At 73.5% G+C, this 21945-nt stretch carries 21 protein-coding genes; 6 read left to right on the top strand and 15 right to left on the bottom strand.

Going from position 1 to position 21945, the window contains the following annotated elements; genetic code table 11:
• The first annotated feature begins 25 nt into the window (after positions 1-25).
• Positions 26-1033: a hypothetical protein gene (locus O7625_RS25025; protein WP_282342022.1), complete on the top strand. Its 1008-nt coding sequence runs from the start codon at positions 26-28 to the stop codon at positions 1031-1033.
• 132 nt (positions 1034-1165) lie between these two features.
• On the opposite strand, the gene O7625_RS25030 is transcribed toward O7625_RS25025, so the two are convergent.
• A complete protein-coding gene (locus O7625_RS25030) occupies positions 1166-2311 on the bottom strand; it encodes an acyl-CoA desaturase (protein ID WP_282342024.1) in 1146 nt (381 codons plus the stop codon).
• Positions 2312-2325: 14 nt separating this feature from the next.
• On the bottom strand, positions 2326-3417 hold the full coding sequence (locus tag O7625_RS25035) for a ferredoxin reductase (protein ID WP_282342026.1): 1092 nt from the start codon (positions 3415-3417) through the stop codon (positions 2326-2328).
• An 83-nt stretch (positions 3418-3500) separates the two neighbouring features.
• Here O7625_RS25035 and O7625_RS25040 point away from each other — a divergent pair, with 83 nt between their 5' ends.
• Positions 3501-4745, top strand: coding sequence for a helix-turn-helix domain-containing protein (locus O7625_RS25040; RefSeq protein ID WP_282342028.1), 1245 nt, complete (start codon positions 3501-3503; stop codon positions 4743-4745).
• A gap of 181 nt (positions 4746-4926) precedes the next feature.
• On the opposite strand, the gene O7625_RS25045 is transcribed toward O7625_RS25040, so the two are convergent.
• Positions 4927-5196 (bottom strand): GlsB/YeaQ/YmgE family stress response membrane protein, encoded by a 270-nt coding sequence (locus tag O7625_RS25045; RefSeq protein WP_282342030.1) that lies wholly within the window; start codon positions 5194-5196, stop codon positions 4927-4929.
• A gap of 124 nt (positions 5197-5320) precedes the next feature.
• Positions 5321-6094: a dienelactone hydrolase family protein gene (locus O7625_RS25050; protein WP_282342032.1), complete on the bottom strand. Its 774-nt coding sequence runs from the start codon at positions 6092-6094 to the stop codon at positions 5321-5323.
• Positions 6095-6387: 293 nt separating this feature from the next.
• On the opposite strand from O7625_RS25050, the gene O7625_RS25055 reads away from it, so the two are divergent.
• From O7625_RS25055 to O7625_RS25065, 3 genes are all read left to right on the top strand, one after another.
• The gene (locus tag O7625_RS25055) at positions 6388-7131 is read left to right on the top strand and encodes an SDR family oxidoreductase (RefSeq protein WP_282342034.1); all 744 of its coding nucleotides are present in this window, start codon (positions 6388-6390) and stop codon (positions 7129-7131) included.
• Positions 7132-7196: 65 nt separating this feature from the next.
• Positions 7197-8105, top strand: coding sequence for an RNA polymerase sigma-70 factor (locus tag O7625_RS25060; protein ID WP_282342036.1), 909 nt, complete (start codon positions 7197-7199; stop codon positions 8103-8105).
• A 102-nt stretch (positions 8106-8207) separates the two neighbouring features.
• Entirely contained in the window at positions 8208-8864 is a 657-nt protein-coding gene (locus O7625_RS25065; RefSeq protein WP_282342038.1) for an HNH endonuclease family protein, read from the top strand.
• Positions 8865-9043: 179 nt separating this feature from the next.
• Here O7625_RS25065 and npdG read toward each other — a convergent pair whose 3' ends face one another.
• The 11 genes from npdG to O7625_RS25120 all read right to left on the bottom strand — a co-directional run bounded on the left by npdG (position 9044) and on the right by O7625_RS25120 (position 20885).
• Positions 9044-9700 (bottom strand): NADPH-dependent F420 reductase, encoded by a 657-nt coding sequence (gene npdG / locus O7625_RS25070; RefSeq protein WP_282342040.1) that lies wholly within the window; start codon positions 9698-9700, stop codon positions 9044-9046.
• A gap of 203 nt (positions 9701-9903) precedes the next feature.
• A complete protein-coding gene (locus O7625_RS25075; RefSeq protein WP_282342042.1) occupies positions 9904-10239 on the bottom strand; it encodes a VOC family protein in 336 nt (111 codons plus the stop codon).
• Positions 10236-11219 (bottom strand): LLM class flavin-dependent oxidoreductase, encoded by a 984-nt coding sequence (locus O7625_RS25080; protein WP_282342044.1) that lies wholly within the window; start codon positions 11217-11219, stop codon positions 10236-10238. The genes O7625_RS25075 and O7625_RS25080 overlap by 4 nt, the downstream gene beginning before the upstream one ends.
• 9 nt (positions 11220-11228) lie before the next feature.
• A complete protein-coding gene (locus tag O7625_RS25085) occupies positions 11229-12200 on the bottom strand; it encodes an enoyl-CoA hydratase/isomerase family protein (protein ID WP_282342046.1) in 972 nt (323 codons plus the stop codon).
• A 15-nt stretch (positions 12201-12215) separates the two neighbouring features.
• Complete coding sequence (locus O7625_RS25090) at positions 12216-13208, bottom strand: LLM class flavin-dependent oxidoreductase (RefSeq protein WP_282342048.1); 993 nt, start codon at positions 13206-13208, stop codon at positions 12216-12218.
• The gene (locus O7625_RS25095; protein WP_282342050.1) at positions 13205-14944 is read right to left on the bottom strand and encodes an AMP-binding protein; all 1740 of its coding nucleotides are present in this window, start codon (positions 14942-14944) and stop codon (positions 13205-13207) included. Before O7625_RS25095 ends, O7625_RS25090 begins: the two co-directional genes overlap by 4 nt.
• Positions 14941-15945: an LLM class flavin-dependent oxidoreductase gene (locus O7625_RS25100; RefSeq protein WP_282342052.1), complete on the bottom strand. Its 1005-nt coding sequence runs from the start codon at positions 15943-15945 to the stop codon at positions 14941-14943. The genes O7625_RS25095 and O7625_RS25100 overlap by 4 nt, the downstream gene beginning before the upstream one ends.
• Positions 15942-17033: an LLM class flavin-dependent oxidoreductase gene (locus tag O7625_RS25105; RefSeq protein ID WP_282342056.1), complete on the bottom strand. Its 1092-nt coding sequence runs from the start codon at positions 17031-17033 to the stop codon at positions 15942-15944. Before O7625_RS25105 ends, O7625_RS25100 begins: the two co-directional genes overlap by 4 nt.
• A 73-nt stretch (positions 17034-17106) precedes the next feature.
• The gene (locus O7625_RS25110) at positions 17107-18138 is read right to left on the bottom strand and encodes an acyl-CoA dehydrogenase family protein (protein WP_282342057.1); all 1032 of its coding nucleotides are present in this window, start codon (positions 18136-18138) and stop codon (positions 17107-17109) included.
• A 14-nt stretch (positions 18139-18152) separates the two neighbouring features.
• Positions 18153-19304: an acyl-CoA dehydrogenase family protein gene (locus O7625_RS25115; protein WP_282342059.1), complete on the bottom strand. Its 1152-nt coding sequence runs from the start codon at positions 19302-19304 to the stop codon at positions 18153-18155.
• A gap of 33 nt (positions 19305-19337) precedes the next feature.
• The gene (locus O7625_RS25120; RefSeq protein WP_282342060.1) at positions 19338-20885 is read right to left on the bottom strand and encodes an AMP-binding protein; all 1548 of its coding nucleotides are present in this window, start codon (positions 20883-20885) and stop codon (positions 19338-19340) included.
• A 68-nt stretch (positions 20886-20953) separates the two neighbouring features.
• On the opposite strand from O7625_RS25120, the gene O7625_RS25125 reads away from it, so the two are divergent.
• Positions 20954-21934 (top strand): MBL fold metallo-hydrolase, encoded by a 981-nt coding sequence (locus O7625_RS25125; RefSeq protein ID WP_282342080.1) that lies wholly within the window; start codon positions 20954-20956, stop codon positions 21932-21934.
• Positions 21935-21945: the final 11 nt, after the last annotated feature.

Raw genomic sequence — 21945 nt, forward strand, 5'->3', positions numbered from 1 at the left:
CGCCCCACCTCCGATCGGAGCCACCATGATCTGTCACCGGGCACTCGCCGGAGCCACCGTCGGACTACTCACCGCCGTCCTGGGCCTACCCGGTACGGCCTTCGCCGGGCCACGCGGGACGGACACCCGGCTCTGCGCGATCCATCCGTTGCCGTTGCCGACCGGGGTGGCCCTCGGCCGCGCCCAGGCGGTGGATCCGACCGGCCGCTTCGTCGCCGGGATCGGCAGCCGGGTCGTCGACGGGGTGTGGCAGCAGGTGCTGCTGCTCTGGCAGGGTGGCCGGGTCACCGCCGTCGACACCGCGCTGGCCGAGCAGGTGGTGGGCGTCGACGCGGCCGGCGTGGTGGTCGGCAACGCCTTCGTCACCGCGAGACCACAGCCCTGGCGCTACCAGGACGGTCGGCTGACCGACCTGGTCGTCCCGGGATCCGTCTCGGGCGCCTGGGTCACCGGCATCAACGGACGCGGCGACATCGTGGGGTTCGGCGCGGTGGAGGCCACCGAGAGCGCGATCGCGCTGCGCTGGCCCGCGGACCGGCCCGGCACGGTCGAGGTGGTCGACGTGCTGCCCGACGCGACCGCCATGGCGGTGCTGGACGACGGCACCGTCCTCGGCTACGGCCGGCAGTCGCTCGGTGCGTCGTCGTACATGGGTTGGGTGCTCCGTCCCGACGGGCGGCTCACCCTGCTCACCGCGCCCGGTCGACCCAGTGCCTACGTGTCGGCAGCCCGGGGCGGCTGGGCGGTCGGCGGGGCGGGCGACGACGGGGAGGACGGCTACGCGCCGGTGCGGTGGGACCTGCGCACCGGCGCGGCCACGATGCTCGACCCGGCGGCGGGCTCGGTGGAGGGCGTGACCCCCGACGGGGTGGTGCTCGGCTCGCGGGCGGTGTGGCGCGACGGGCGGCTGACGCCGCTCCCGGCAGCCGTCGACGCCAGCAGCCTCGGGTCCGAGGCGATCGCGGACAACGGCACGGTGGTCGGCTGGACCAACACCGGCCGACTGACCCCGGCCCGCTGGACGGGCTGCTGACGGGGAGCCGGCCCGGCCCGCGCCCGGCGTCGCCACCCGGTCGCGGGCCGTCGGGCGAGCGGTCACGGGCCGCCGGGGTGCCCAGTCGCGGGCCGTCGGGTGGGCGGCTGCCGCCGCCCCGGTCGTGCGGGGTCAGACCCCGGAGGCCGCGAGGGCGGGCGACGGCCGCTCGTCGGTGCCGGGTCGGGCCACCGCCCGGTTGGGCAGGGAGAGCCGGATGACCTTCCACCACGCGGAGGCGACCTGCTTTGGCAGCGGACCGGTGGTGTACCTCAGCCCGTACCTGTCGAACAGCTCCCGCACCTGCGGGGCGATCTCCTGGTAGCGCTTGCTGGGCAGGTCGGGGAAGAGGTGGTGCTCGATCTGGAAGGACAGGTTGCCGGTCATGATGTGCATCAGCCGGCTGCCGCTGATGTTGGCCGAGCCGAGCATCTGCCGCAGGTACCACTCGCCCCGGGTCTCCCCCTCGATCGACGTCTTGGCGAACGTCTCGACCCCGTTGGGGAAGTGCCCGCACATGATCACCGAGTGGCTCCACAGGTTGCGGAGCAGGTTCGCGGTGAAGGTGGCGGCCAGGGTGCTGAGGAAGGACGGACCGGACAGCAGCGGGTGGATGACGTAGTCCTTGAGCACCTGGCGGCGGATCTTGCGGCCGACCGCGCGCAGTCGGGCCCGGAACTCGGGGGTCCTGTGCCGCCCCTTGCGCAGGTTACGGCCCAGCTCCAGGTCGTACGCGGCGATGCCGTACTCGAAGAAGCAGGCGTTGACGAAGTTCCACAGCGGCTGGCCGAGGTGCAGCGGGTACCACTTCTGGTCCTCGTCGACCCGCATGATGCCGTACCCGAGGTCGTTGTCCTTGCCGAGGACGTTGGTGTACGTGTGGTGCAGCTGGTTGTGCGAGTGCTTCCACTGCTCGGCCGGCGAGACGTGGTCCCACTCCCAGGTGGTGGAGTGGATCTTCGGATCCCGCATGAAGTCGTACTGGCCGTGCAGGATGTTGTGGCCGATCTCCATGTTCTCCAGGATCTTGGCCACCGTGAGGCCGGCGGTGCCGATCACCCAGGCCGGCGGGAAGAGCGAGAAGAGCAGCACCGCGCGGCTGCCCATCTCCAGCGTCCGCTGGGTCTTGATCACCTTGCGAATGTACGTCGCGTCGCTCTCGCCCCGCTCGGCGAGCACCCGGTCCCGGATGGCGTCGAGTTCCTTGCCGAGCGTCTCGATGTCCTCGGCGCTCAGGTGGGCGATCGGGTTGACGGGCTTGTGCTGGATGACGGTCACGTCCGGCCTCCTGGTCAGAGATCGATGTCGCAGGTACCGGCCGCCGCCGACACGCAGGTCTGGATGAGCACGCCGTCACCGGGAACGGCGGTGGTGACGTCGCCGGTGCGCAGGTCCCGCACGGCTCCCTGGCGCAGCGGCAGGACGCACCCATAGCAGATGCCCATCCGGCAGCCGGACGGCATCAGCGCCCCGGCGGCCTCCCCGGCATCGAGGATCGGGGTGCCGCCGTCGGCGGCGAGGGTGATACCGGCCCGGGTGAAGGTGACGACGCCGCCCTCGCCGGGGGCGACGACCGTCGGCCGGAACCGCTCGGTGTGCAGCCGGTCGGCGACGCCGGCCGAGGCCCAGTGCTCCTGAACCGCGTCGAGCATGCCGACCGGGCCGCACGCCCAGGTCTGCCGGTCGAGGTGGTCGGGCACCAGGGTCGCCAGGTCGTCGACCCCGAGCAGGCCGTGCCGGTCGGTGTGCCGTTCGATCAGCCGGATCCCGCCCTGCGCGGCGAGCGCCCGCAGCCGGGCGCCGAACACGACGTCGTCGGGGGTCGGTGCGGAGTGCACCACGACCACGTCGGCCCGGGTGTGCACACCGGCGCGCAGCATGCCCATCACCGGGGTGACGCCGCTGCCGGCGGTGAGGAACAGCACCCGGTCCGGGACCGGGTCGGGCAGCACGAAGTCACCGGTCGCCTGGTCGAGCTGGACGATGGTGCCCACCCGGGTCCGGTGGACCAGGTGGTTGCTGACCCGGCCGTCCGGGATGGCCTTGACGGTGACGCTGATCAGGCCGTCGGCGCGGTCGGGGGCGGAGGTCACCGAGTAGGCCCGCCACTGCCGTACCCCGTCGACGTCGACGCCGAGGCGGACGTACTGGCCCGGGGTGTGCCCCCGCCAGGCCCGGCCGGGCCGGAGGGTCAGGGTGGCCGCGTCCCGGGTCTCCGGGTCGACGGCGACGATCCGCCCCCGCAGGGCGGCCCCGGCGCGCAGCGGCGCGACCAGGTCGAGGTAGTCCTCCGGCAGCAGCGGGGTGGTGACCGTCTCGGCCAGCCGGAGCAGCCGGTCCCGGACGGAGGTCTTCGCCGGGGGACGCGGGACGGTGGTGGTCATGACCCCAGAGTGCTCGCTATTTCGCATAACATCTTGACCCAGGAGGGTGAATCGGGGGCGTCATCTTGTTCGAGGGGAACAACATGTCCGAATCGGAAGCCGCCAGCCACCTGGGCGGCCGGCTGGAACTCGACGCCCAGGTGGCCGAGCGGTTACGCGGTCGGCTGCCGATGGTCGCCGCGCACACCGTCACCACCATCACCGCCGAGGTGCCCGCCTACTCCGGCACCCTCACCGGCCAGATGCGCGAAAAGATCGAGAACGCGGTACGCATCGCGTTGGGCACCTTCCTCCAGCTCATCGAACGGGCCGGGGCGGCCGACCCGAGCACCCCGCTGAGCCGGGCGCTGGAGGCGGCGTACGCGCTGGGTGCCGGGGAGGCGCGGGTGGGCCGGAGCATGGACGCGCTGCTGGCCGCGTACCGGGTGGGGGCGCGGGTGGCCTGGCGGGAGGTCTCCACCACCACGGTACGCAGCGGGCTCTCCGCCGAGACGGTCGCCGAGTTCGCCGAGCTGATGTTCGCCTACATCGACGAACTCTCCGCCGCCAGCGTCGCCGGGCACTCCGACGAGTTGGCCAACGTCGGCCGGGCCCGACGGCGGGACCTGGACCGGCTCACCCAGCAGCTGCTCGCCGGTGAACCGGAGGAGGTGCTGCGGCGCAGCGCCGAGCGGGCCGAGTGGCCCCCGCCGCAGACCCTGACCGTCGCGGTGCTGCCCCGCAGCAGCCTGCGCTCGGTGCTCGCCGCCCTCAGTCCGCACACCCTGGAGAGCGGCGAGGACCTGCCCGGGGCGCAGTGGGCCGAGGAGGCGGCCCTGCTGCTCGTGCCGGACATGCACGGGGGGCGACGCCGGCAGCTCGTCACCGTACTGCACGGCCACCGCGCGGTCCTCGGGCCGGCCCGTCCCTGGGTCGCGGTCGACCGGTCGTACCAGCGGGTGTTGAGGACACTCGCCCTCGGGGTGCCGCCACCGGCGGACGGCCCCCCGCTGGACACCGAGCAGCACCTGGCCCGGCTGGTGCTGCACACCGACCCGGAGGCCCTGGCCGACCTGCGTACCCAGGTGCTCGCCCCGCTGGCCACCCTGGCCCCGGCGACCGCCGCCCGGTTGGCCGAGACGATGCGCTCCTGGCTGCTGCACCAGGGCCGCCGCGACGACGTCGCCGCCGACCTCTTCGTGCACCCGCAGACGGTCCGCTACCGGATGGGCCGGCTGCGTGAGCTGTACGGCGACCGGCTGCACGAGCCCGGCACGGTGCTCGACCTGACCGTGGCGCTGGCCTTCCCGCCCCCGGGCACCACGGACGACGAGCCCACCGACCACTGACCGGCCCCGCCGACCACCGACCGGCGACGACCGGCTCCGGCGGGCACTGACCGGTCGACGACCGGCTCCGCACAGCGCAGCGGTGCCCCGGGTCCGCGGCCGGTGCCCCGGGGAACGGCCGCGCCGGCCCGCCCCGGGGAGAGGGCGGGCCGGCGCGAGGGGTCGCGTCAGTGCCGGCGGGTCAGTGCCGGCGGCGGCCGTACGTGCCGGCCACGAGGGCGACACCGATGGCCGCGAAGGCCACCTGGATGAACAGCTCGATCCAGTCGATGCCGGCGGTCTTGTCGACGCCGAGCAGCGCGGCCACCAGGGTGCCGAGGATCGCGGCCACCACGCCGATGGCCAGGGTGAGCAGGATGGAGATCTTCTGCTTGCCCGGCACCACCAACCGGCCCAGCGCACCGATGATCAGACCGATGATGATGGCGGTGAAGAAGCCCTGTACTTCCACGTCTGTCGTCCCTCCACGAGTCGCTGTCGCCCTGGCCTGTGCCCCCGTCGGGCGGCCGGTGAAACGCGGAAGAGGACACTCGGGCCAGATGTCACGCGACTGTCACGCAACCGCGTGCCGACCGTCATCCGGGACGCCGGGCCGCTCCCCCGATGCTCCGGTCCAGCAGGTCGAACAGCGCCGTCCAGTGCCGCTCGGTGGCCTGCTCGTCGTACATCGCGGTGTCGGCCATCGTGAAACCGTGCGGCGCCCCGGCGTACACCTCGGAGCGGTACCTGACCCCGGCGGCGTCGAGCGCCCCCTCCAGCGCCGCGATGTGCTCACCGGTCATCGACTCGTCCCGGTCGGCGTGGGCGAAGTACAGCTCGCCGGTGACCGTGCCGACGCCCCGGTGCGGGCTGTCCGGCCCGTCGGTGACCACCCGGCCGGCGTGGAAGCTGGCCAACGCCCCGATCCGGTCCGGGTGCGCCTCGATCGCGCGCAGCGCGTTGGTGCCACCCATGCAGTAGCCCACGATCCCCACCGGGCCGGGGGTGACGTCGGTACGGGCGGCGAGATAGTCCAGGTAGGCCCCGGTGTCCCGGGCCACCAGCTCCGGGGTGAGCGCGGTGATCAGCGGCACGATCCGCCCGAACAGCTCGCCGCGCCGCTGCGGGTCGGCCAGTTCGGCGAGGTCGAACCGCGGCATCGGGCCGGTCCGGTGGAAGAGGTTCGGCACCAGCACCAGGTAGCCGTGCGCGGCGATCCGCCCGGCCATCTCGGCGAGCCGGGGACGCAGTCCGAAGGCGTCCATGAAGAACAGCACCGCCGGGAACGGCCCGTCGCCGTCCGGCCGGGCCAGGTACGCGTCGGCCGCGCCGTCACTGGTCGGCACCTGCACCGTCGTCGGCTCCGCCATGGTGTCTCCTCACCCCGGGTGCCGGCGCACCCGTCGCGGGAACGCTACCCGGTGCCGCAGCCCCCGGTGGACCGTCGCCCGGCGTCCGGCGCAGCGGACGGAGCGGACCACCGCATCCGGACGGACGGCCGGCGGGGCGGCCCGCCACCCCCGGCCGGACGGCCGCGGTACGGCCCACCGCATCCGGACGGACGGCCGCGGGGAGCCGGCTGTCACGGATCGGGGTGCCGGTCGGTCGTCAGTGGTGCGGGGCGGCGCGACCGCCAGGAACGGACAGGGAGAGTGGACCGACCATGAAGATCGTCGTCATCGGGGGCAGCGGACTCATCGGTAGCAGGCTGGTGGCGCTGCTCGACCGGCAGGGGCACCGGGCGGTGCCCGCCTCACCGCGCACCGGCGTCGACACGCTCACCGGCGCGGGGGTGGCCGAGGCGCTCGACGGCGCCGACGTCGTGGTGGACGTGTCGAACTCGCCGTCGTTCGAGGAGACGGCCGTGCTGAGGTTCTTCGAGACCTCCACCCGTACCCTGCTCGCGGCGGAGGCGAAGGCCGGTGTACGGCACCACGTCGCGCTGTCGATCGTCGGCACCGACCGCATCCCGGACAGCGGGTACATGCGGGCCAAGGTGGCGCAGGAGGCGCTGATCGCCGGGGCGGACGTGCCGTGGACGGTGGTCCGGGCCACCCAGTTCTTCGAGTTCGTGCCGGCCATCGTCGAGGCGGCCGCGGTGGACGACGAGGTACGCCTGCCACCGGCGCTGATCCAGCCCATCGCCGCCGACGACGTGGTGGCGGCGCTGGCCGGGATCGCCGTCGGCGCACCGGTGGACGGGATCGTGGAGCTGGCCGGCCCGCAGCGGTTCCGCCTGGACGAGCTGGGCCGGGAGACGCTGGCCGCCGCCGGGGACGGTCGACCGGTGGTCACCGACCCGCAGGGCCGCTACTTCGGGGCGCTGCTGGCGGAGCAGTCGCTGGTTCCGCTCGGCGACGCCGCCCGTACCGGTGGCACCCGGCTGGCCGAGTGGCGCGGGCGCTGACCCTGCGCGCGGCGCCGGCGTCGGGCGAGGCCGGGTCCGCCCGGCGCACCGCCTACGGTAGGCGGGTGACGGCAGGGCACGGGACCGCCGCCGCCGACGGCCCACCGGCCGTCACGGCGGCGGACCTGGCCGCCTTCCTCGACGTCCGGCCCCGGCTGTTCGGGCTGGCCTACCGGATGCTGGGCAGCGTCGTGGAGGCCGAGGACGTGGTGCAGGAGGCCTGGTTGCGCTGGCAGGGCACCGACCGGAGCGTCGTGCGCAACCCGGCGGCCTTCCTGACCACCACGACCACCCGGCTGGCGGTGAACGCGGCCACCTCGGCGCGGGCCACCCGGGAGACGTACGTGGGGCCGTGGCTGCCCGAACCGGTGGACACCAGCGCCGATCCGACCCTCGGCGCGGAACGGGCGGCGGCGCTGGACGTCGCGGTGCTGCTGCTGTTGGAGCGGCTGGCCCCCGCCGAGCGGGCCGCGTACGTGCTGCGCGAGGCGTTCGACTACCCGTACCGGGAGATCGCCGAGCTGCTCGGCACGTCGGAGCCGAACGCCCGGCAACTGGCCAGCCGCGCCCGGCGGCACCTCACCGTCGAGGGCTCCGTACCCGCCCCGCCGGCCCGGCGGCGGCAGGTGGCGCAGGCGTTCCTCGCCGCGGCCCGCGACGGCGACCTGACCACCCTGGAACGGCTGCTCACCGCCGACGTGGTGGCCCGCGCCGACGGTGGCGGCCGGGTGCACGCGGCCCGCCGGGACGTGTGCGGGGTGGCCCGGGTGACGAACTTCCTGGACAACGTGCGGCGCAAGTACTGGCGGGGAACGACGATCGAGCTGGTCGAGGTCAACGGCGGCCCGGGGCTGCTGGTCGCCATCGACCGGCCGGTCACCCTGATCACGCTGGACACCTCGGTACGCGGCGTCGAACGGCTGCTGCTGGTGGTCAACCCGGACAAGCTGGGTCGGCTGCCGGCCCGGCGCTGACCGGCGATGTCGTCCACCGTTCACGGAACCCGCACTGGACCAGAACTTCGACTTGCATCTATACATGTCGGAGGAGTCCGCATCTCACCCGGACGGAGCACCATGAACCGACGCCTGCGCGCCACCGCGACCATCCTCGTCGCGGCCCTCGCCACCACCGGCCTCGCCCACCCCGCCGAGGCCGCCGGCTACTCCGCCCCGCTGACCACCGCCGTGGCCGGCCTCGCCGTCGCCGCCGAGAACCGCACCGGCTACAGCCGGGACCTCTTCCCGCACTGGATCGACGCCGACGGCGACGGCTGCACCACCCGCAACGAGGTGCTGCTCGCCGAGGCGGTCAGCGCGCCCACCGTCACCGGCACCTGCACGCTGACCGGCGGACGCTGGTACTCCTACTACGACGACGCCTCCTGGACCGCCACCGGTGACCTCGACATCGACCACATGGTGCCGCTCGCCGAGGCGTGGGACTCCGGGGCGCGCACCTGGAGCACCAGCCGCCGCCAGGCGTACGCCAACGATCTCGGCGACAGCCGCGCCCTGGCCGCCGTCACCGACAACGTCAACCAGGCCAAGGGCGACCAGGATCCGGCCGGCTGGCTGCCGCCGTACGCCGCCGCCCGGTGCAGGTACGTCACCGAGTGGGTCGCCACCAAGATCCGCTGGCGGCTCACCGTCGACAACGCCGAGAAGAGCGCCCTGACCGGCCTGGCCGGCGGCTGCCCGAACGTCACCGTCTCGGTCACCTACGCCTACTGAGGGGCGGGTCGGCGGGGCGACGCCGGGGCGGGTCGGCCGGGCGACGCCGGGCCGAGCGACGCCGGGCCGGGCGACGCCGCCGTCGAGTCGGCCGTCGCCGACGACGGGCAGCAGGGCGGGTACCGCCGGGAGCGCCGGGCCGATCCCGGGCGGCCCCCGCCGCCCGCACCTCCCGTCGGTCACACGTCGGTGACCCGCAGGCCCGCGTGCGCCCGGTAGCGGCGGTTGACCGAGATGAGGTTGGCGGTGAACGCCTCCACCTGGTGCGCGTTGCGCAGCCGTCCGCCGTAGACACCCCGGACGCCCGGGATCGTGGCGGCGAGTTCCCGGACCACGTCGGTGGCCTCGCGGTCGTCGCCGAGCACCAGCACGTCGGTGTCGACCGCCGGCAGCTCCGGGTCCTCCAGGAGTACGGCGGAGACATGGTGGAACGCGGCCACCACCCGGGCACCGGTCAGGATCGCGGCGGCCTGCTGGGCGGCGGAGCCCTCCTCGACGACCAGGGCGTAGGCGCCCTGCTGGTCGAAGCCGAGCGGGTTCACACAGTCGACCACGATCTTCCCGGCCAGCACCGGGGCGAGCGCGGTGAGCAGCTCGGCGTGCCCGGCCCAGGGCACGGCGACCAGCACGATGTCGCCCTCGGCGGCGGCCTCGGCGTTCGAGCCGCCCCGGACCCGACCGGGCAGCCCGGCGGCCGTCTCCCGCGCCCGCCCGGCGTCCCGCGACCCCAGCACGACGTCCAACCCGGCCGCGCCGAAGCGCCGGGCGAGGCCCCGCCCCTGCGGCCCCGTCCCCCCGAGCACGCCGACCGTCCGGCCCCGCAGCCTTTCACTCACATCAGTCTCCTTCTCATCTCGCCCCCGCCTCTCCCCTCCCCCTCCCCCACCCCCTCGCCCCCGGGTTCGCCCCGGTGATCAAGAGGAAAACGCCAGGATTGCTCTTCAACGTGGCGCAAACCTCTTGATCACCGGGGGCGGACGGGGCGGGGCGGGGAGCAGGGGGGTTGGGGGGTGGGGGGTGGGGGGTGGGGGGTGGGGGGTCAGGGGTGGGGTTGGTAGAGGGTGAGGGGGTTGCCGGCGGGGTCGGTGACCAGGACGCGGCGTTCGTGGGGGCCGGTCACCGGGTCGGTGGCGGTGGCACCGGCGGCGACCAGGCGGGCGACGCAGGCGTCCAGATCGTCGACCTGGATGCTGAGCACGGTGCGGCCGGCGACGGGTTGCTGGGAGGCGTCGGCGAGGCCCAGGGTCACCGTGCCGTCGGTGACGGCGGCGTAGCGGTCGCCGTCGCGGAACCGCACGGTGAGCCCGAGCGAGGTGTAGAAGGCGAGCTGGGCGTCCAGGTCGTCGGCGGGGACGATCACGTGGCCGATCCTCATGGGCGGAACCTCGGCATCACCTCGCGGGCGAACCGCTCGACGATCCCGATGGACCGTTCGATCGGCAGGCCGAGCCACTGGGCGCGGAACACGAAGTGGTTGAAGCCGGCGTCGGCGAAGTCCTGGATCTTCGCGGCGATGTCGTCGGGCGAGCCGAAGAAGAGCGCCTTCTCCTTGATGGCGTCCCACTGGGACTCGAAGAAGTCCATGCCGTACTGGACGTACTCGCCGTAGGAGCGTCTCACCGCGTCACCGGCGACGGCGAACGCGGCGTCGGCGGAGTCGGCCACGCAGAGGTCCCGGTGGATCGGGAAGACCGCGTCCCGCTCGTCGAAGCCGGCGGCCCGCCGCTGCTCGCGGTAGTCGGCCAGGTTGCCGACGGCCCAGTTGCGGCGCACGTTGGACGGGGCCAGCCAGGGCAACCCCTGCCGGGCGATCCGGGCGATACCGGTCGGGCCGTTGGCGCCCACCCAGACCGGCGGATGCGGGCTCTGCACCGGCAGCACGCTGCACCGCACCCCGTCCAGGGTGAAGTGCCTGCCCTCGTGGTGCACCGGCTCCCCGGTCCACAGCCGCTGCATCACGGCGAGCGCCTCGTTCATCCGGGACACCCGGGTCCGCCGTTCGATGCCGAACGAGGCGAACTCGTCGTCCCGGTAGCCGGAGCCGATGCCGAGGACGAACCGGCCACCGGACATCTGGTCGATGGTGGCGATCTCCTCGGCCCAGTGCACCGGGTGGCCCAGCGGCAGGATGAGGATGCCGGTGCCGAGCTGCATCGTCCCGGAGTGGTCGATCAGCCGGCTCAACAGCGGCAGCGGCTGCGGGGTACGCAGCGACGACAGGTAGTGGTGGATGCCGAAGACCGAGTCGTAGCCCAGGTCGCGGACGTGCTGGACGTACTCGACGGTCTCCCCGATCCGGCGGCCCAGGTCGTCGCCGGGGGCGTACTGGTGGTCGAGCAGGATGCCGAACCTCACGCCGGTCGCCTACTCTTCCCGCGACCGGCTGTCGCTGAGCCGGAAGTAGGGGGCGACCAGCCGGTCCCGGTCGGCCAGCGCCTGCCCGATGCCCTTCTCCCGGCGCTCCTTGAGGAAGTTCCAGTCCCCGTCGGCGAAGCTGACGTTGGTGGCCCAGCCGTGCCCGACCCACCCGGTCATCGCGCCGAGGCCCTTGCCCCGGGCCTCCATCACCACCTGCATCATCGACTTGCCCATCATCAGCGAGTCCAGCGGCATCACCGCGATCGCGTCGGCGTAGTCGTCGACCCACTTCTGGAGTTCGTCACGCGGGACGACCTTGGTGACCAGACCCTTGCGCTCGCCCTCCTCCGCGCCGATCGCCCGCATGGTGAGCATGACGTCCTTCATCGTGGTCAGGCCGACCTTCTCGATCCAGTGGTACATGTCCTGCGGCGCGGGCCCCAGGTAGCGGAACGCCGGGTGGGTGAACCGGGCGTCCGGGGAGGCGATGACGATGTCGGCCGAGAGCGCGATCTGGAAGTGCCCGCCGTAGCAGTAGCCCTGCACCTGGCAGATGGTCGCCTTGAGCGACTCGATGATCGGCCGGGTGAAGCCGGAGCTGAGCACGTTGCGGTCGGGCAGGATGCGCTGCCGCTGCGCCGGGCGACGCCGGGACGCCCTGTCGGTGCCGGTCTTGTAGCCGATGTAGTGACCGAGTTCGGCGGCGTCCGCGCCGGTGCCGAAGTGCTCCCCCTCCCCGGTGAACACGATGACCTTGACCCGGTCGTCGGTCTCGGCCTCCTTCACCAGGTCACCGACGCGCTCGAAGGCGGCCACCGGAATGGCGTTGAGCCGCTCGGGACGGTCGAAGGTGATGGTGGCGACGGCCCGCTCCTCGTCGACGTGGTAGCGGACGTACTTCGCCAGGACCTCGGGGTCGACCTCCATGTTCTCGACGTCCCACTGGTTCTCCAGCAGTTCGGCTTCGGTCTTCTTCACGGCGGGTTCCTTAGGTCAGGTGGTACGGAAGGCGGGGATCACCTCGGCGGCGAACAGCCGCAGCGAGGCGCGGAGCTTGTCGGTCGGCATGCCGAGCCACCCGGGACGGAAGATGAGGTGGTCGAATCCCAGGTCCCGCAGGGCGGAGATCCGCTCGACGAGGAACTCGGGCGAGCCGAGCAGCAGGGTGTTACGGACCAGGTCGTCGAAGCGGTCGCGCTGCCAGCGCAGCGCCGGGTACTCGGCATAGGTCGAGTACTCGACCCGGGCGTGCGGCAACGCCTCCGCGACGGCCCGTTCGGTGCTCGGCGCGCAGTACAGCTCGACGCCGACGGGCCGCTGCACCGTCGCCGGATCCCGGCCGTACTCGGCCAGCGCCTCGTTGTAGACCGCCAGGTGCTCGGGCAGGAACCGGCGGCTCGGGGAGTTGCCCGGGGCGTACCAGGCGTCGCCGAGCCGGGCCGCCCGGCGGACCGCCTTCTTCCCGCCCGCGCCGATCCAGATCGGGGGGCCGCCGGGGGTCAGCGGCGGGATGCCGATGGTGGCGTCGACCTGCGGATAGAACTCCCCGTCGTGGGTCACCGGCCTACCGGTCCACAGTGCCCGGATCAGGCGCAGGCTCTCGTCGAAGCGACGGAACCGGCTCTCCGGGTCGACACCGAAGGCGGCGAACTCGTTCTCCCGGTAGCCGGCCCCGACGCCGAGCACCACCCGGCCGCCGGAGAGGTGGTCCAGGGTGGCGAACTCCTCGGCGACGTGCACCGGGTGGAACATCGGCAGCAGCAGGATGCCGGTGCCGAGCAGCATGTCCCCCGAGCGCGGGATCAGGCTCGCCAGCATCGAGATGGGCTGCGGGGTGGCCAGGTTGGACTGGAAGTGGTTGATCGTCCACACCGAGTCGTAGCCCAGCTCGGCGGCCAGCTCGACGGTGCCGAACAGGTCGTCGAGGTGCCTGCCGAGGTCGTCGCCGGGCGGGTACTGGTGCGACGCCATGATGCCGAACCTCATCGGCTTCCCCTAGCTGTCGATCGGCTGGTCCCGTCCGCCTCCGGCAGGGAGGCCGTTCCGCGGCTGGTCTTGCCGGTGGCGCTGCGTTCCAGCGCCGGCACGAACTCGATCCGCCGGGGGGCCTTGAAGTGGGCCAGCCGCTCCCGGGCGTACGCCACGAGCTGCCCGGCCAGGTCCGTGTCGGAGACTTCGCCGCCGGCCGCCCGGACCACGAGCGCCACCGGGATCTCCCCCAGCCGGTCGTCCGGCCGGCCGAGCACCCGGACGTCGCGCACGAGCGGATGTCCGCGCAGTGCGTCCTCGATCTCCTCGGGCCAGACCTGGAAACCGCCGCACTTGATCATGTCGCGTTTGCGGCCGACCAGGAAGAGCACCCCGTCGGCGTCGACGTAGCCCATGTCACCGGTGTGCACCCAGCCGTCCCGGACCAGCTCGGCCGAGGCGACGGCGTCGTCGACGTACCCTCTGGTCAACGCGGAGCGGACCACCACCTCGCCCTGCGCGCCGGACGGCAGCGCGGTGCCGGCGTCGTCGCGGATCTCCAGCTCGACGCCCGGGTAGACCCGGCCGGCGGAGCCCGGCTTCCACCGCCCGGCCTTCATGTCCCGGCCGGTCCAGCCGGCGATGTGTCCGGCCTCGGTCGAGCCGTAGTTGACCAGGATGGGCACCCGGTAGCGCTCCTCGAACGCGCGCCGCACCGGCCAGGAGATCGCCTGCCCGGCCACCAGCACCGACCTGACCCCGGCGAACGGCAGGTCCCGCTCGGCGTGCACGATGTCGAAGACCATGGTGGGCAGCAGGAAGAGGTTGTCGAACCCGAACCGCCCCATCAGGTCGGCGAGCCGGTCGACGCCGAAGCGTTCCCACACCACCGCCGGCCGGCCGACGAAGTACGCGAACAGCAGCGCGTGCTGGCCGCCGCTGTGGAACAGCGGCAGGGCGATCAGGTTGGGACGGGCGTCGCGGGCGGCACTGCCCTCGGCCCCGGTGCCGGTGGTGACCCGGGCCAGCCGCATCAGCGACTCCCGCGTCCCGCCGTGGGTGACGCTGACCGCCTTCGGCCGCCCGGTGGTGCCGCCGGTGAACAGGATGCACGCCTCGGCCTCCGGCGCGACGTCGACCCCGGCGACCCGGACCTCCCGCTGCCAGGGCAGCGCCGGCACCCCGGCCAACGGCGCCCCGACCGAGCGGACCGGGAGCCCGGCGTCGACGTCACCCGCCCCGGTGCCGTCGGCGGCGGTCCGGGCGTCATCCCCGGCGGCGGCCCCGCCGTCGGCCTGGTCGTCATCCCGGGCGTCACCCCGGGCGGCGTCCCGGGCGGCGAGGAACTCGGCGACCACGTCCGGGCGGCGGTCGTCGACCAGCAGCAGCCGGGGCGCGGTCTTCGCCACCGACTCGGCCAGCTCGGCGGCGTTGTAGAGGCTGCTGACGGTGACCGGCACCGCGCCGATCTTCCAGGCCCCGAAGAGCAGGAACACGATCTCGGGACCGTTGGTCAGGTAGCAGGCGACCCGGTCGCCGGGGCCGATCCCCTCGGCCCGCAGCGCGGCGGCGACGCCCCCGGCGAGCAGGTCGATCTGGTCGAACGTCCAGGACCGGCCGTCCTCGCCGTACAGGCCGGGGAGGTCGCCCCGGTCGGCCCGCCGCCCCTCCAGGACCCCGGCCAGGTTGCCCGCGCCCGCTGGGCCACCGGCGTCCACCGGGCGGCCCGCGTCCACCGGGCGGCCGTCGCTCATCGGGTCACCCCGGGGGCGGCGGTCGCGGCGAGCCTCGGGATGACCTCCGCGCCGAACCGGGCGAGCTGCTCCATCGCCTCGTCCTGGCCCGCGCCGACGAACTGGTGGCGCAGCGAGACCTCGGTGATGCCCAGCTCGGTCTCCCAGCGGCGCAGCTTGGCGACGATCTCGTCGGCCGAGCCGACCAGGCAGTCCTCGGCCAGGTACCGGTCGAGGTCGAGCGACTGCGCGTCGTCCCAGGACTTGTAGCCGGCGTACTGCCGTTCCAGGTGCGGGCGGACGGCCGCGACGGCCGCCGGGAAGCTGTCACCGAGGTACGCCTCGCGGCTCATCGGGTACTCCCGGTCCAGCGCGAAGCCGCGCTCGGCCAGGTCGGCCCGGTAGATGCCGAGCAGCCGGGCCAGCTCGGCGTCGTCGCCCTTGGGGCCGATCAGCCACGGGGCGTCCAGCCGGGCGGCGCGGCGGATCGCCGGTTCGGCGAACGCGCCGATCCACAGTGGTGGGCCACCGGGCTGGACCGGGCGCAGCGCCAGGGACGCGCCGGGCACCTCGCCCCAGCTACCGGCGGCGTCGATCGTCTCGCCGTTCCACAGCGAGCGCAGCATCGGCACGTACTCGCGCAGTCGTCGCAGCCGGTCCTCCCAGGCGACGCCGAACGCGGTGGTCTCCCGCCGCCGGTAGCCGGCACCGATGCCGACGGTCAGCCGGCCACCGCAGAGCACGTCGAGCGAGGCCAGCTCCTCGGCGAGCGCGACCGGGTTCAGCAGGGGGGCCAGCAGGACCCCGAACCCGATCCGGACCCGGGAGGTGGCGTGGGCGAGGTAGCCGGCCAGCGGGATCGGCTGGACGAACGCCGACCGGGCCAGGTAGTGGTGGCCGAGGTAGACGGCGTGGAAGCCGGCCGCCTCGGCGGCGGCGGCCTGGGCCAGTACGCCGTCGACGCCCTCGGTGGCCGACGCCGACGGGTCGAACTGGGCGCTCAGGAAGCAGCTGATCTTCACCCGGCGACCGCCGCGGGAGTGGGCACGCTGTCGGCGGCCCGCTGCTGGGCGCGGAAGTGCGGGATGACCTTGTCGGCGAACTCCTCCATCGAGCGCAGCGCGGCCCTGCGGTCCAGCGACGGGATCCGCAGCCAGCCGATGTAGTGGTTGATGCCGAGCTGTTCGCGCAGCATCTCGATGGTGTCGATGACCCGCTGGGCGGAGCCGAAGTTGCCGCCGTGGGTGAGCGTCTGCTCCAGGGTCAGCAGTTCGATGTTCTTGGCGACGGCCGCGTAGTAGGACCGCTCCTTGGCGATGGCGTCCTCCGAGCCGGGGATGACCTTGCCGACGGACTTGTAGTAGTTCATCGCCGCCTGGGCCGCCGCGCGCAGGCCCTCCTCGCCGTCGCCGCACCAGACCTGCTGCATGAAGGGCAGGTCGTAGGTGGAGATGTCGAAGCCGTTCTCCCGCATGCCCTGCCGGTAGAGGTCGAAGTTCTTCTGCATGATGCCCAACGGCGTGAAGTTGGGTGAGGTGATGATCGACTCGCCGGCCGCGCCCCGCTCCCGGAAGCTCTCCGGGGAGACCGTGCCCTGCAGGATGGGCGGCCCGCCGGGGGTGTACGGCCTCGGGTAGGTGGTCACGTCGTCGTAGTGGAAGATCTCGCCGTGGAAGGAGAAGTTCTCCTGCGACAGCGCCAGCCGGAGGATCTCCAGCGTCTCCTGGTAGCGCTGCTTGGACTCCGCCAGCGGGACGCCGAAGCCGGCGAACTCGGCGGGCTGGTAGCCGCGCCCGACGCCGATCGAGACCCGCCCGCCGCTGAGCACGTCGAGGGCGGCGATGTCCTCGGCCAGCCGCAGCGGGTGGTGCAGCGGCAGCACCAGGACGGCGGTGCCGATGGTGATCTGCCGGGTGCGTTCGGCGACGGCCATGCCGAAGTTCACCGGGCTGCCGAGGATGCCGTACGTCGAGAAGTGGTGCTCGGCGAGCCAGATCGAGTCGAAGCCCAGCTCGTCGGCCAGCTGGATCTCGTCGAGGCTCTCCCGGAGCACCTGGTGGTCCGATGCGCCGTCGGCCACCGGGAACAGGTTCATGATTCCGAACTTCACGGCCTTCTCCTCATTTATTCCGACCAGCCGGTATGTTACTGCCCGGGTTGCTGCCCGGCAAGACTTCCGCAGGTCAGGCGGGTGCCGTCCGGCGTGACCGGATGCGCAGCTCCCCGGTCCGCCGACGGTGCCACGAGCCCCGCCCGCACCGGGCGTCGAGCACGAACGCCCGGCGCAGGAACAGGTGCGGGTCCGCCTCCATGGTGATGCCCATCCCGCCATGGACCTGGATGCACCGCTCGGCGGCGAAGACCGCCGCCTGCCCGGCCGCCGCCTTGGCCGCGTGCACCTGGATCCCGGCGTCCGGACGACCGGTGTCGACCGCCCACGCCGCGTAGAGGGTCAGGTCCCAGGCCGCCTTGCGGGCGGTGGCCGCCTCGGCCAGCGGGAACGCCACCCCCTGGAACTCCCCGATCACCCGACCGAACTGGCGGCGCGTCCGGGCCTGCTCGGCGGCCAGGTCGACCGCCCCCTGCGCCACCCCGCACAGCTCGGCCGCCACCACCAGCGCGGCCCGCAGCGGGCCGGCCCCGGCGGGCTGCGTCCGCTCGGGCGCGGCCACCGTCAGGTCCGCCAGCGGCACCGACGGGTCCACCGACTGCCGCACGGTGACCCGGACCGGGTCGGCGAACCAGACCCCGGCCGGGCCGAGCGCGACCACGCCGTCGGCCTGCGTCGCGTACGGCACCAGGGTCCGCACCAGCGGATCCGACGGCTCCCGGTCGGCCCAGCCGGAGCCGACCGGCACGTCGACCGCCGGGGTGAGCACCCGGCGGCCGTCGAGCACCTCGTCCGGCAGCGGGCCGGTGCGCCGCGCGTCGCCGCAGAGCAGTTGGACGGCCGCCGCGTGCGCCGGGAACCGGCTCGGCACCAGCCGTTCGCCGAGCGCCTCGACGGCGACCAGCAGGTCGATCAGGCTCGATCCGATGCCGCCGGCCTGCTCGGGCACCCCGAGCAGCCCGAAGTCGCGCAGCAGGGGTCCGTCCCCCGCCGGGGCCTGCCAGCGGCCCGACAGCGCCGCGCGGGCGGTACCCCGGTCGGCGTCCGCGAGCGCGCCCACGGTCCGGCCGATCTCCTGCTGTTCCTCGGTGAATGTCGCGCGCACGGGACCACTTCCGCTCAGCGTGAGCGGGGCAGGCGCAGCACCCGCTCCGCGAGAATCGACTTCTGGACTTCCTCGGTGCCGCCCTCGATCGTGTGGGCGCGGGCGCGCAGGTAGCGGCGCATCCGGGCGGCCGCGCCGTCGCCGTCGACCAGCACCCCGCCGGCCTCGTCGAGCTGCACGGCGAGCCGATTGGCGTTCTGCACCACCCGAGCCCACAGGCTCTTGAGCGCCGAGGTCTCCGGCCCCGGCACCCCGCCGGCCCGGCTCTCACCGAGCATCCGCATCGACCCGATCCGGACCGCCTCGGCGTCGCACTGCAACGCGCCCACCGCGTCGACGAACGCGCTGTCGTCGGCCACCCCCCGGTCGACCGCGACGTCGACCAGCCGGTCGACCGCCTGGCGGGCCCAGACCCACAGGTTGAGCGCCATGCTGCCGCGTTCGAACGCGAGGGTGGTGAGCGCGACGGTCCAGCCGTTGCCGACCCCGCCGAGCACGTCGTCGTCGGCGACGAACACGTCGTCGAGGAACATCTCGTTGAACTCGGTGTCCCCGTTGATCATCACCAGCGACCGGACGGTGAACCCGTCCATCGGCGCGAGGAAGTAGGTGATGCCCCGGTGCTTCGGCGCGGCGGCGTCGGTGCGCGCCAGCAGCAGGCACCGCGACGCGTTGTGCGCGTTGGAGGTCCAGATCTTGGCCCCGTTGATCCGCCAGCCGCCGTCGACCCGGGTCGCCGCCGTGGTCAGGCTCGCCAGGTCCGAACCGGAGCCGGGCTCGCTGAAGCCCTGACACCAGTACTCGTCGCCGCGCAGGATGCCGGGCAGGTGCCGGGCCTGCTGCGCCTGGGTGCCGTGCGCGATGATCGTCGGCCCGGCCAGCATCATGCCCACCCCGTTGAGCGGGTACGGCGCACCGCGGACCGCCGCCTCCTCGTTGAAGACGGCCTGGGCCAGCGCGTCCATCCCCCGGCCACCGTGGGCGACCGGCCAGGACAGCCCGGCCCAGTTGCCGGCGCAGAGCCGGTCCTGCCACACCCGGGACCAGTGCTCGCGCTCGTCCTGGGTCAGCTCCTCCTGGTCGGGCACGTCGGCCAGCGCCCCGTCGAGCCACCCGCCGACCTCGTGCCGGAACGCCAGGTCGGTCTCGCTGTCAGCGAAGTCCATGCCCACCCCCCTGCGGGTCGTCGGTGTCGCCGGTCATGCGCCGGTCTCCCCGGCGGGCACGAGCCGGGCCTTGTAGAGCTTGCCGTTCGGGTCGCGGGGCAGCGCGTCGCGCACGACGTAGGACTGCGGACGCTTCGGCTTGGCCAGCCGCTCGGTGAGGTACCGGCGCAGCTGCCCGACGGCGGTGTCCGGGTCGGGTGCGGCGTCGGTGAGCACGACGTGCGCCTGGGGCACCTCGCCGAACTCCGGGTCGGGCACCCCGACGACGCCGACGTCGGCGACCCAGTCGTGGCCGATCAGCGCCGCCTCGATCTCGGCCGGGTAGACGTTGACCCCGCCGACCAGGATCAGCTCGGCCGCGCGGCCGGTGATGTAGAGGAAGCCGTCGGCGTCGACGTGGCCGACGTCCCAGACGGTCAGCAGGCCGTCGCGGCGCGCGCCGTCGGTCTTGCCGGGGTCGTTGTGGTACTCGATCCGGTCGTCGCCCTGGCGCATGTAGACGATGCCGGTCTGCCCGACGGGCACCTCGTTGCCCAGCTCGTCGAGGATGCGCAGGGTGGAGATCGAGGCCGGTCGACCGACCGTGCCCGGGTGGGCCAGCCACTCGTGGGGCCGCGCGACGGTGGTGCCGACCTCGGTCGAGCCGTAGTACTCGTAGACCACCGGGCCGAACCAGTCGAGGATGCGTTGCTTGACCTCGCGGGGGCAGGGCGCGGCGCCGTGCAGCACGTAGCGCAGCGAGGAGACGTCGTAGCCGACGCGCACCGCCTCGGGCAGTTGCAGCAGCCGGTAGAAGTGGGTCGGCACCATGCTGGTCCCGGTGACCCGGCACTGCTGGACCCGGCGCAGGAAGCCCTCCGGCGTCCAGCCGTCCATCAGCACCATGGTGCCGCCGGCGTGCAGCGCGCCCATCGCCGGGGTGATGTTGGCCGAGTGGTACATCGGCGCCGACACCAGCCAGGACGCGAACGCGTCGCGTTCCATGCCGAACTCGCGGAACAGCCAGACGTAGGTCAGCGCGCCGGTGTCCGCGTCGACCCCGCCGAGCGGGCGCTTGACCCCTTTCGGCCGGCCGGTGGTGCCCGAGGTGTACATCATCAGCGAACCGGCCGGGGTCTGCTCCGGGCTGGTCGCGGGCATGCCGGCGGTGAGCGCCGAGAGCGGTCGGGCCCGGTCCGTGCCGGGCGTCCCGTCGACGAAGACCTGGATGCCGGGAACCTCCCCGGCGGCGTCCACCACGACGTCCTCGACCCGGGCGGAGCCGACCACCACCCGGGCTTCGCTGTCGGCGAGGACGTAGCCGACCTCGGGCGCGGTCAGGTGGTAGTTGAGGGTCACCAGGTAGAGCCCGGACTGCATCGCCGCGAGATAGAGCGCGACCAGGCCGGGGCTGTTGGTCATCACCGCCGCGACCGTGTCGCCGGGCCGCAGGCCCGCGTGGGTACGCAGCCCGTGCGAGAGCCGGTTCACCTCGGCGAACAGGTCACCGTACGAGATCCGCCGGTCGTCGGCGGTCACGATCGCGCACAGGTCCGGTTCCGCGGCTGCCCAGAGCCGGAACCCGGTCCGCTCCTCGCTCATCGGACTCCTTGAGCTAGATTCCGACCATCCGGTATGTTGGTGTCCCACAGTAAGGGAGCCGTCCGACGATGTCCAGACCCGTGAGCGACGCCCACGCCACCGCCTGGCGGACCCGTCAGGTCCCGGTCCCCGCCCAGGTCGTCGACGGTGTCTGGGCCGTCCCCGTCCCGCTGCACGGCAGTGCCCTGCGGTCCATCACCGTCTTCCTGATCGAGACCCGCGACGGCCCGGTCCTCGTCGACGCCGGCTACGACCACCCGAGCTGCTGGGCGTCCTTCCAGCGGTCGATGGCCGCCATCGGCCAGCGGGTCGACGCCATCGCGGCGGTCCTGATCACCCACAACCACCCCGACCACGTCGGGTTCGCCGACCGGGTACGGGCCGCCTCCGGCGCCCGGGTGGTGATGGGCCACGCCGACGACTTCACCACCATGCACCGGCGGCGCGGCACCTTCCTCGAGCAGTTGCGCGCCGCGCTCGACCTGACCGGCGCCCCGCCCGACGTCGTCGCCACCATGTACACCGACGCGGTCGCCGTCACCGCGCACCCGGAGAACCTGCGGCTCGACACGGCCCTGACCGGCGAGACCGAACTCCGCTTCGGCGAGGTGACCCTCCGCGCCCTGCCCGCCCCCGGCCACACCTACGGGCACACCGTCTACCTCGACAGCCGGGGGCTGGTCTTCACCGGCGACACCATGATGGCCGAGGGGCCGACCCAGCTCGCCATCGTCAGCCGCCCCGGGGACGACCCGGCCGCCGACCTGTTCCGGACGCTGGCCCGCCTGCGCGACCTCGGGGCCGCCGTCGCCTGCCCCGCCCACCAGTTCCCCTACCGGGACGTCGCCGCCCGCGCCGAGGCCCTCGCGGCGTTCCACCACGACGAGGTCGAGACGGTCCGGGGGCTGGTCCGCGACGGCGTCACCGCGTGGGACCTCGCCCGGCGGATGACCTGGAAGAAGCCGTGGGACGAGCTGGGCCGGGGCACCCGGCGGTTCGCCCTCGTGCACACCCTGGCCCTGCTGCGTCACGCCACCGCCGGCCGGTGACACCGGGGCGG

The sequence above is a fragment of the Micromonospora sp. WMMD714 genome (assembly GCF_029581315.1).
Classification (GTDB): domain Bacteria; phylum Actinomycetota; class Actinomycetes; order Mycobacteriales; family Micromonosporaceae; genus Micromonospora; species Micromonospora rifamycinica.

Bases quoted from the DNA above. Each gene is read 5' to 3' on its own strand.
- O7625_RS25120 (WP_282342060.1), bottom strand. From the start codon at position 20,885: ATGAGCGAGGAGCGGACCGGGTTCCGGCTCTGGGCAGCCGCGGAACCG.
- O7625_RS25035 (WP_282342026.1), bottom strand. From the start codon at position 3,417: ATGACCACCACCGTCCCGCGTCCCCCGGCGAAGACCTCCGTCCGGGAC.
- O7625_RS25075 (WP_282342042.1), bottom strand. From the start codon at position 10,239: ATGAGGATCGGCCACGTGATCGTCCCCGCCGACGACCTGGACGCCCAG.
- O7625_RS25095 (WP_282342050.1), bottom strand. From the start codon at position 14,944: ATGAGCGACGGCCGCCCGGTGGACGCGGGCCGCCCGGTGGACGCCGGT.
- O7625_RS25025 (WP_282342022.1), top strand. From the start codon at position 26: ATGATCTGTCACCGGGCACTCGCCGGAGCCACCGTCGGACTACTCACC.
- O7625_RS25055 (WP_282342034.1), top strand. From the start codon at position 6,388: ATGAAGATCGTCGTCATCGGGGGCAGCGGACTCATCGGTAGCAGGCTG.
- O7625_RS25050 (WP_282342032.1), bottom strand. From the start codon at position 6,094: ATGGCGGAGCCGACGACGGTGCAGGTGCCGACCAGTGACGGCGCGGCC.
- O7625_RS25090 (WP_282342048.1), bottom strand. From the start codon at position 13,208: ATGAGGTTCGGCATCATGGCGTCGCACCAGTACCCGCCCGGCGACGAC.
- O7625_RS25115 (WP_282342059.1), bottom strand. From the start codon at position 19,304: ATGGACTTCGCTGACAGCGAGACCGACCTGGCGTTCCGGCACGAGGTC.
- O7625_RS25065 (WP_282342038.1), top strand. From the start codon at position 8,208: ATGAACCGACGCCTGCGCGCCACCGCGACCATCCTCGTCGCGGCCCTC.
- O7625_RS25040 (WP_282342028.1), top strand. From the start codon at position 3,501: ATGTCCGAATCGGAAGCCGCCAGCCACCTGGGCGGCCGGCTGGAACTC.
- O7625_RS25125 (WP_282342080.1), top strand. From the start codon at position 20,954: ATGTCCAGACCCGTGAGCGACGCCCACGCCACCGCCTGGCGGACCCGT.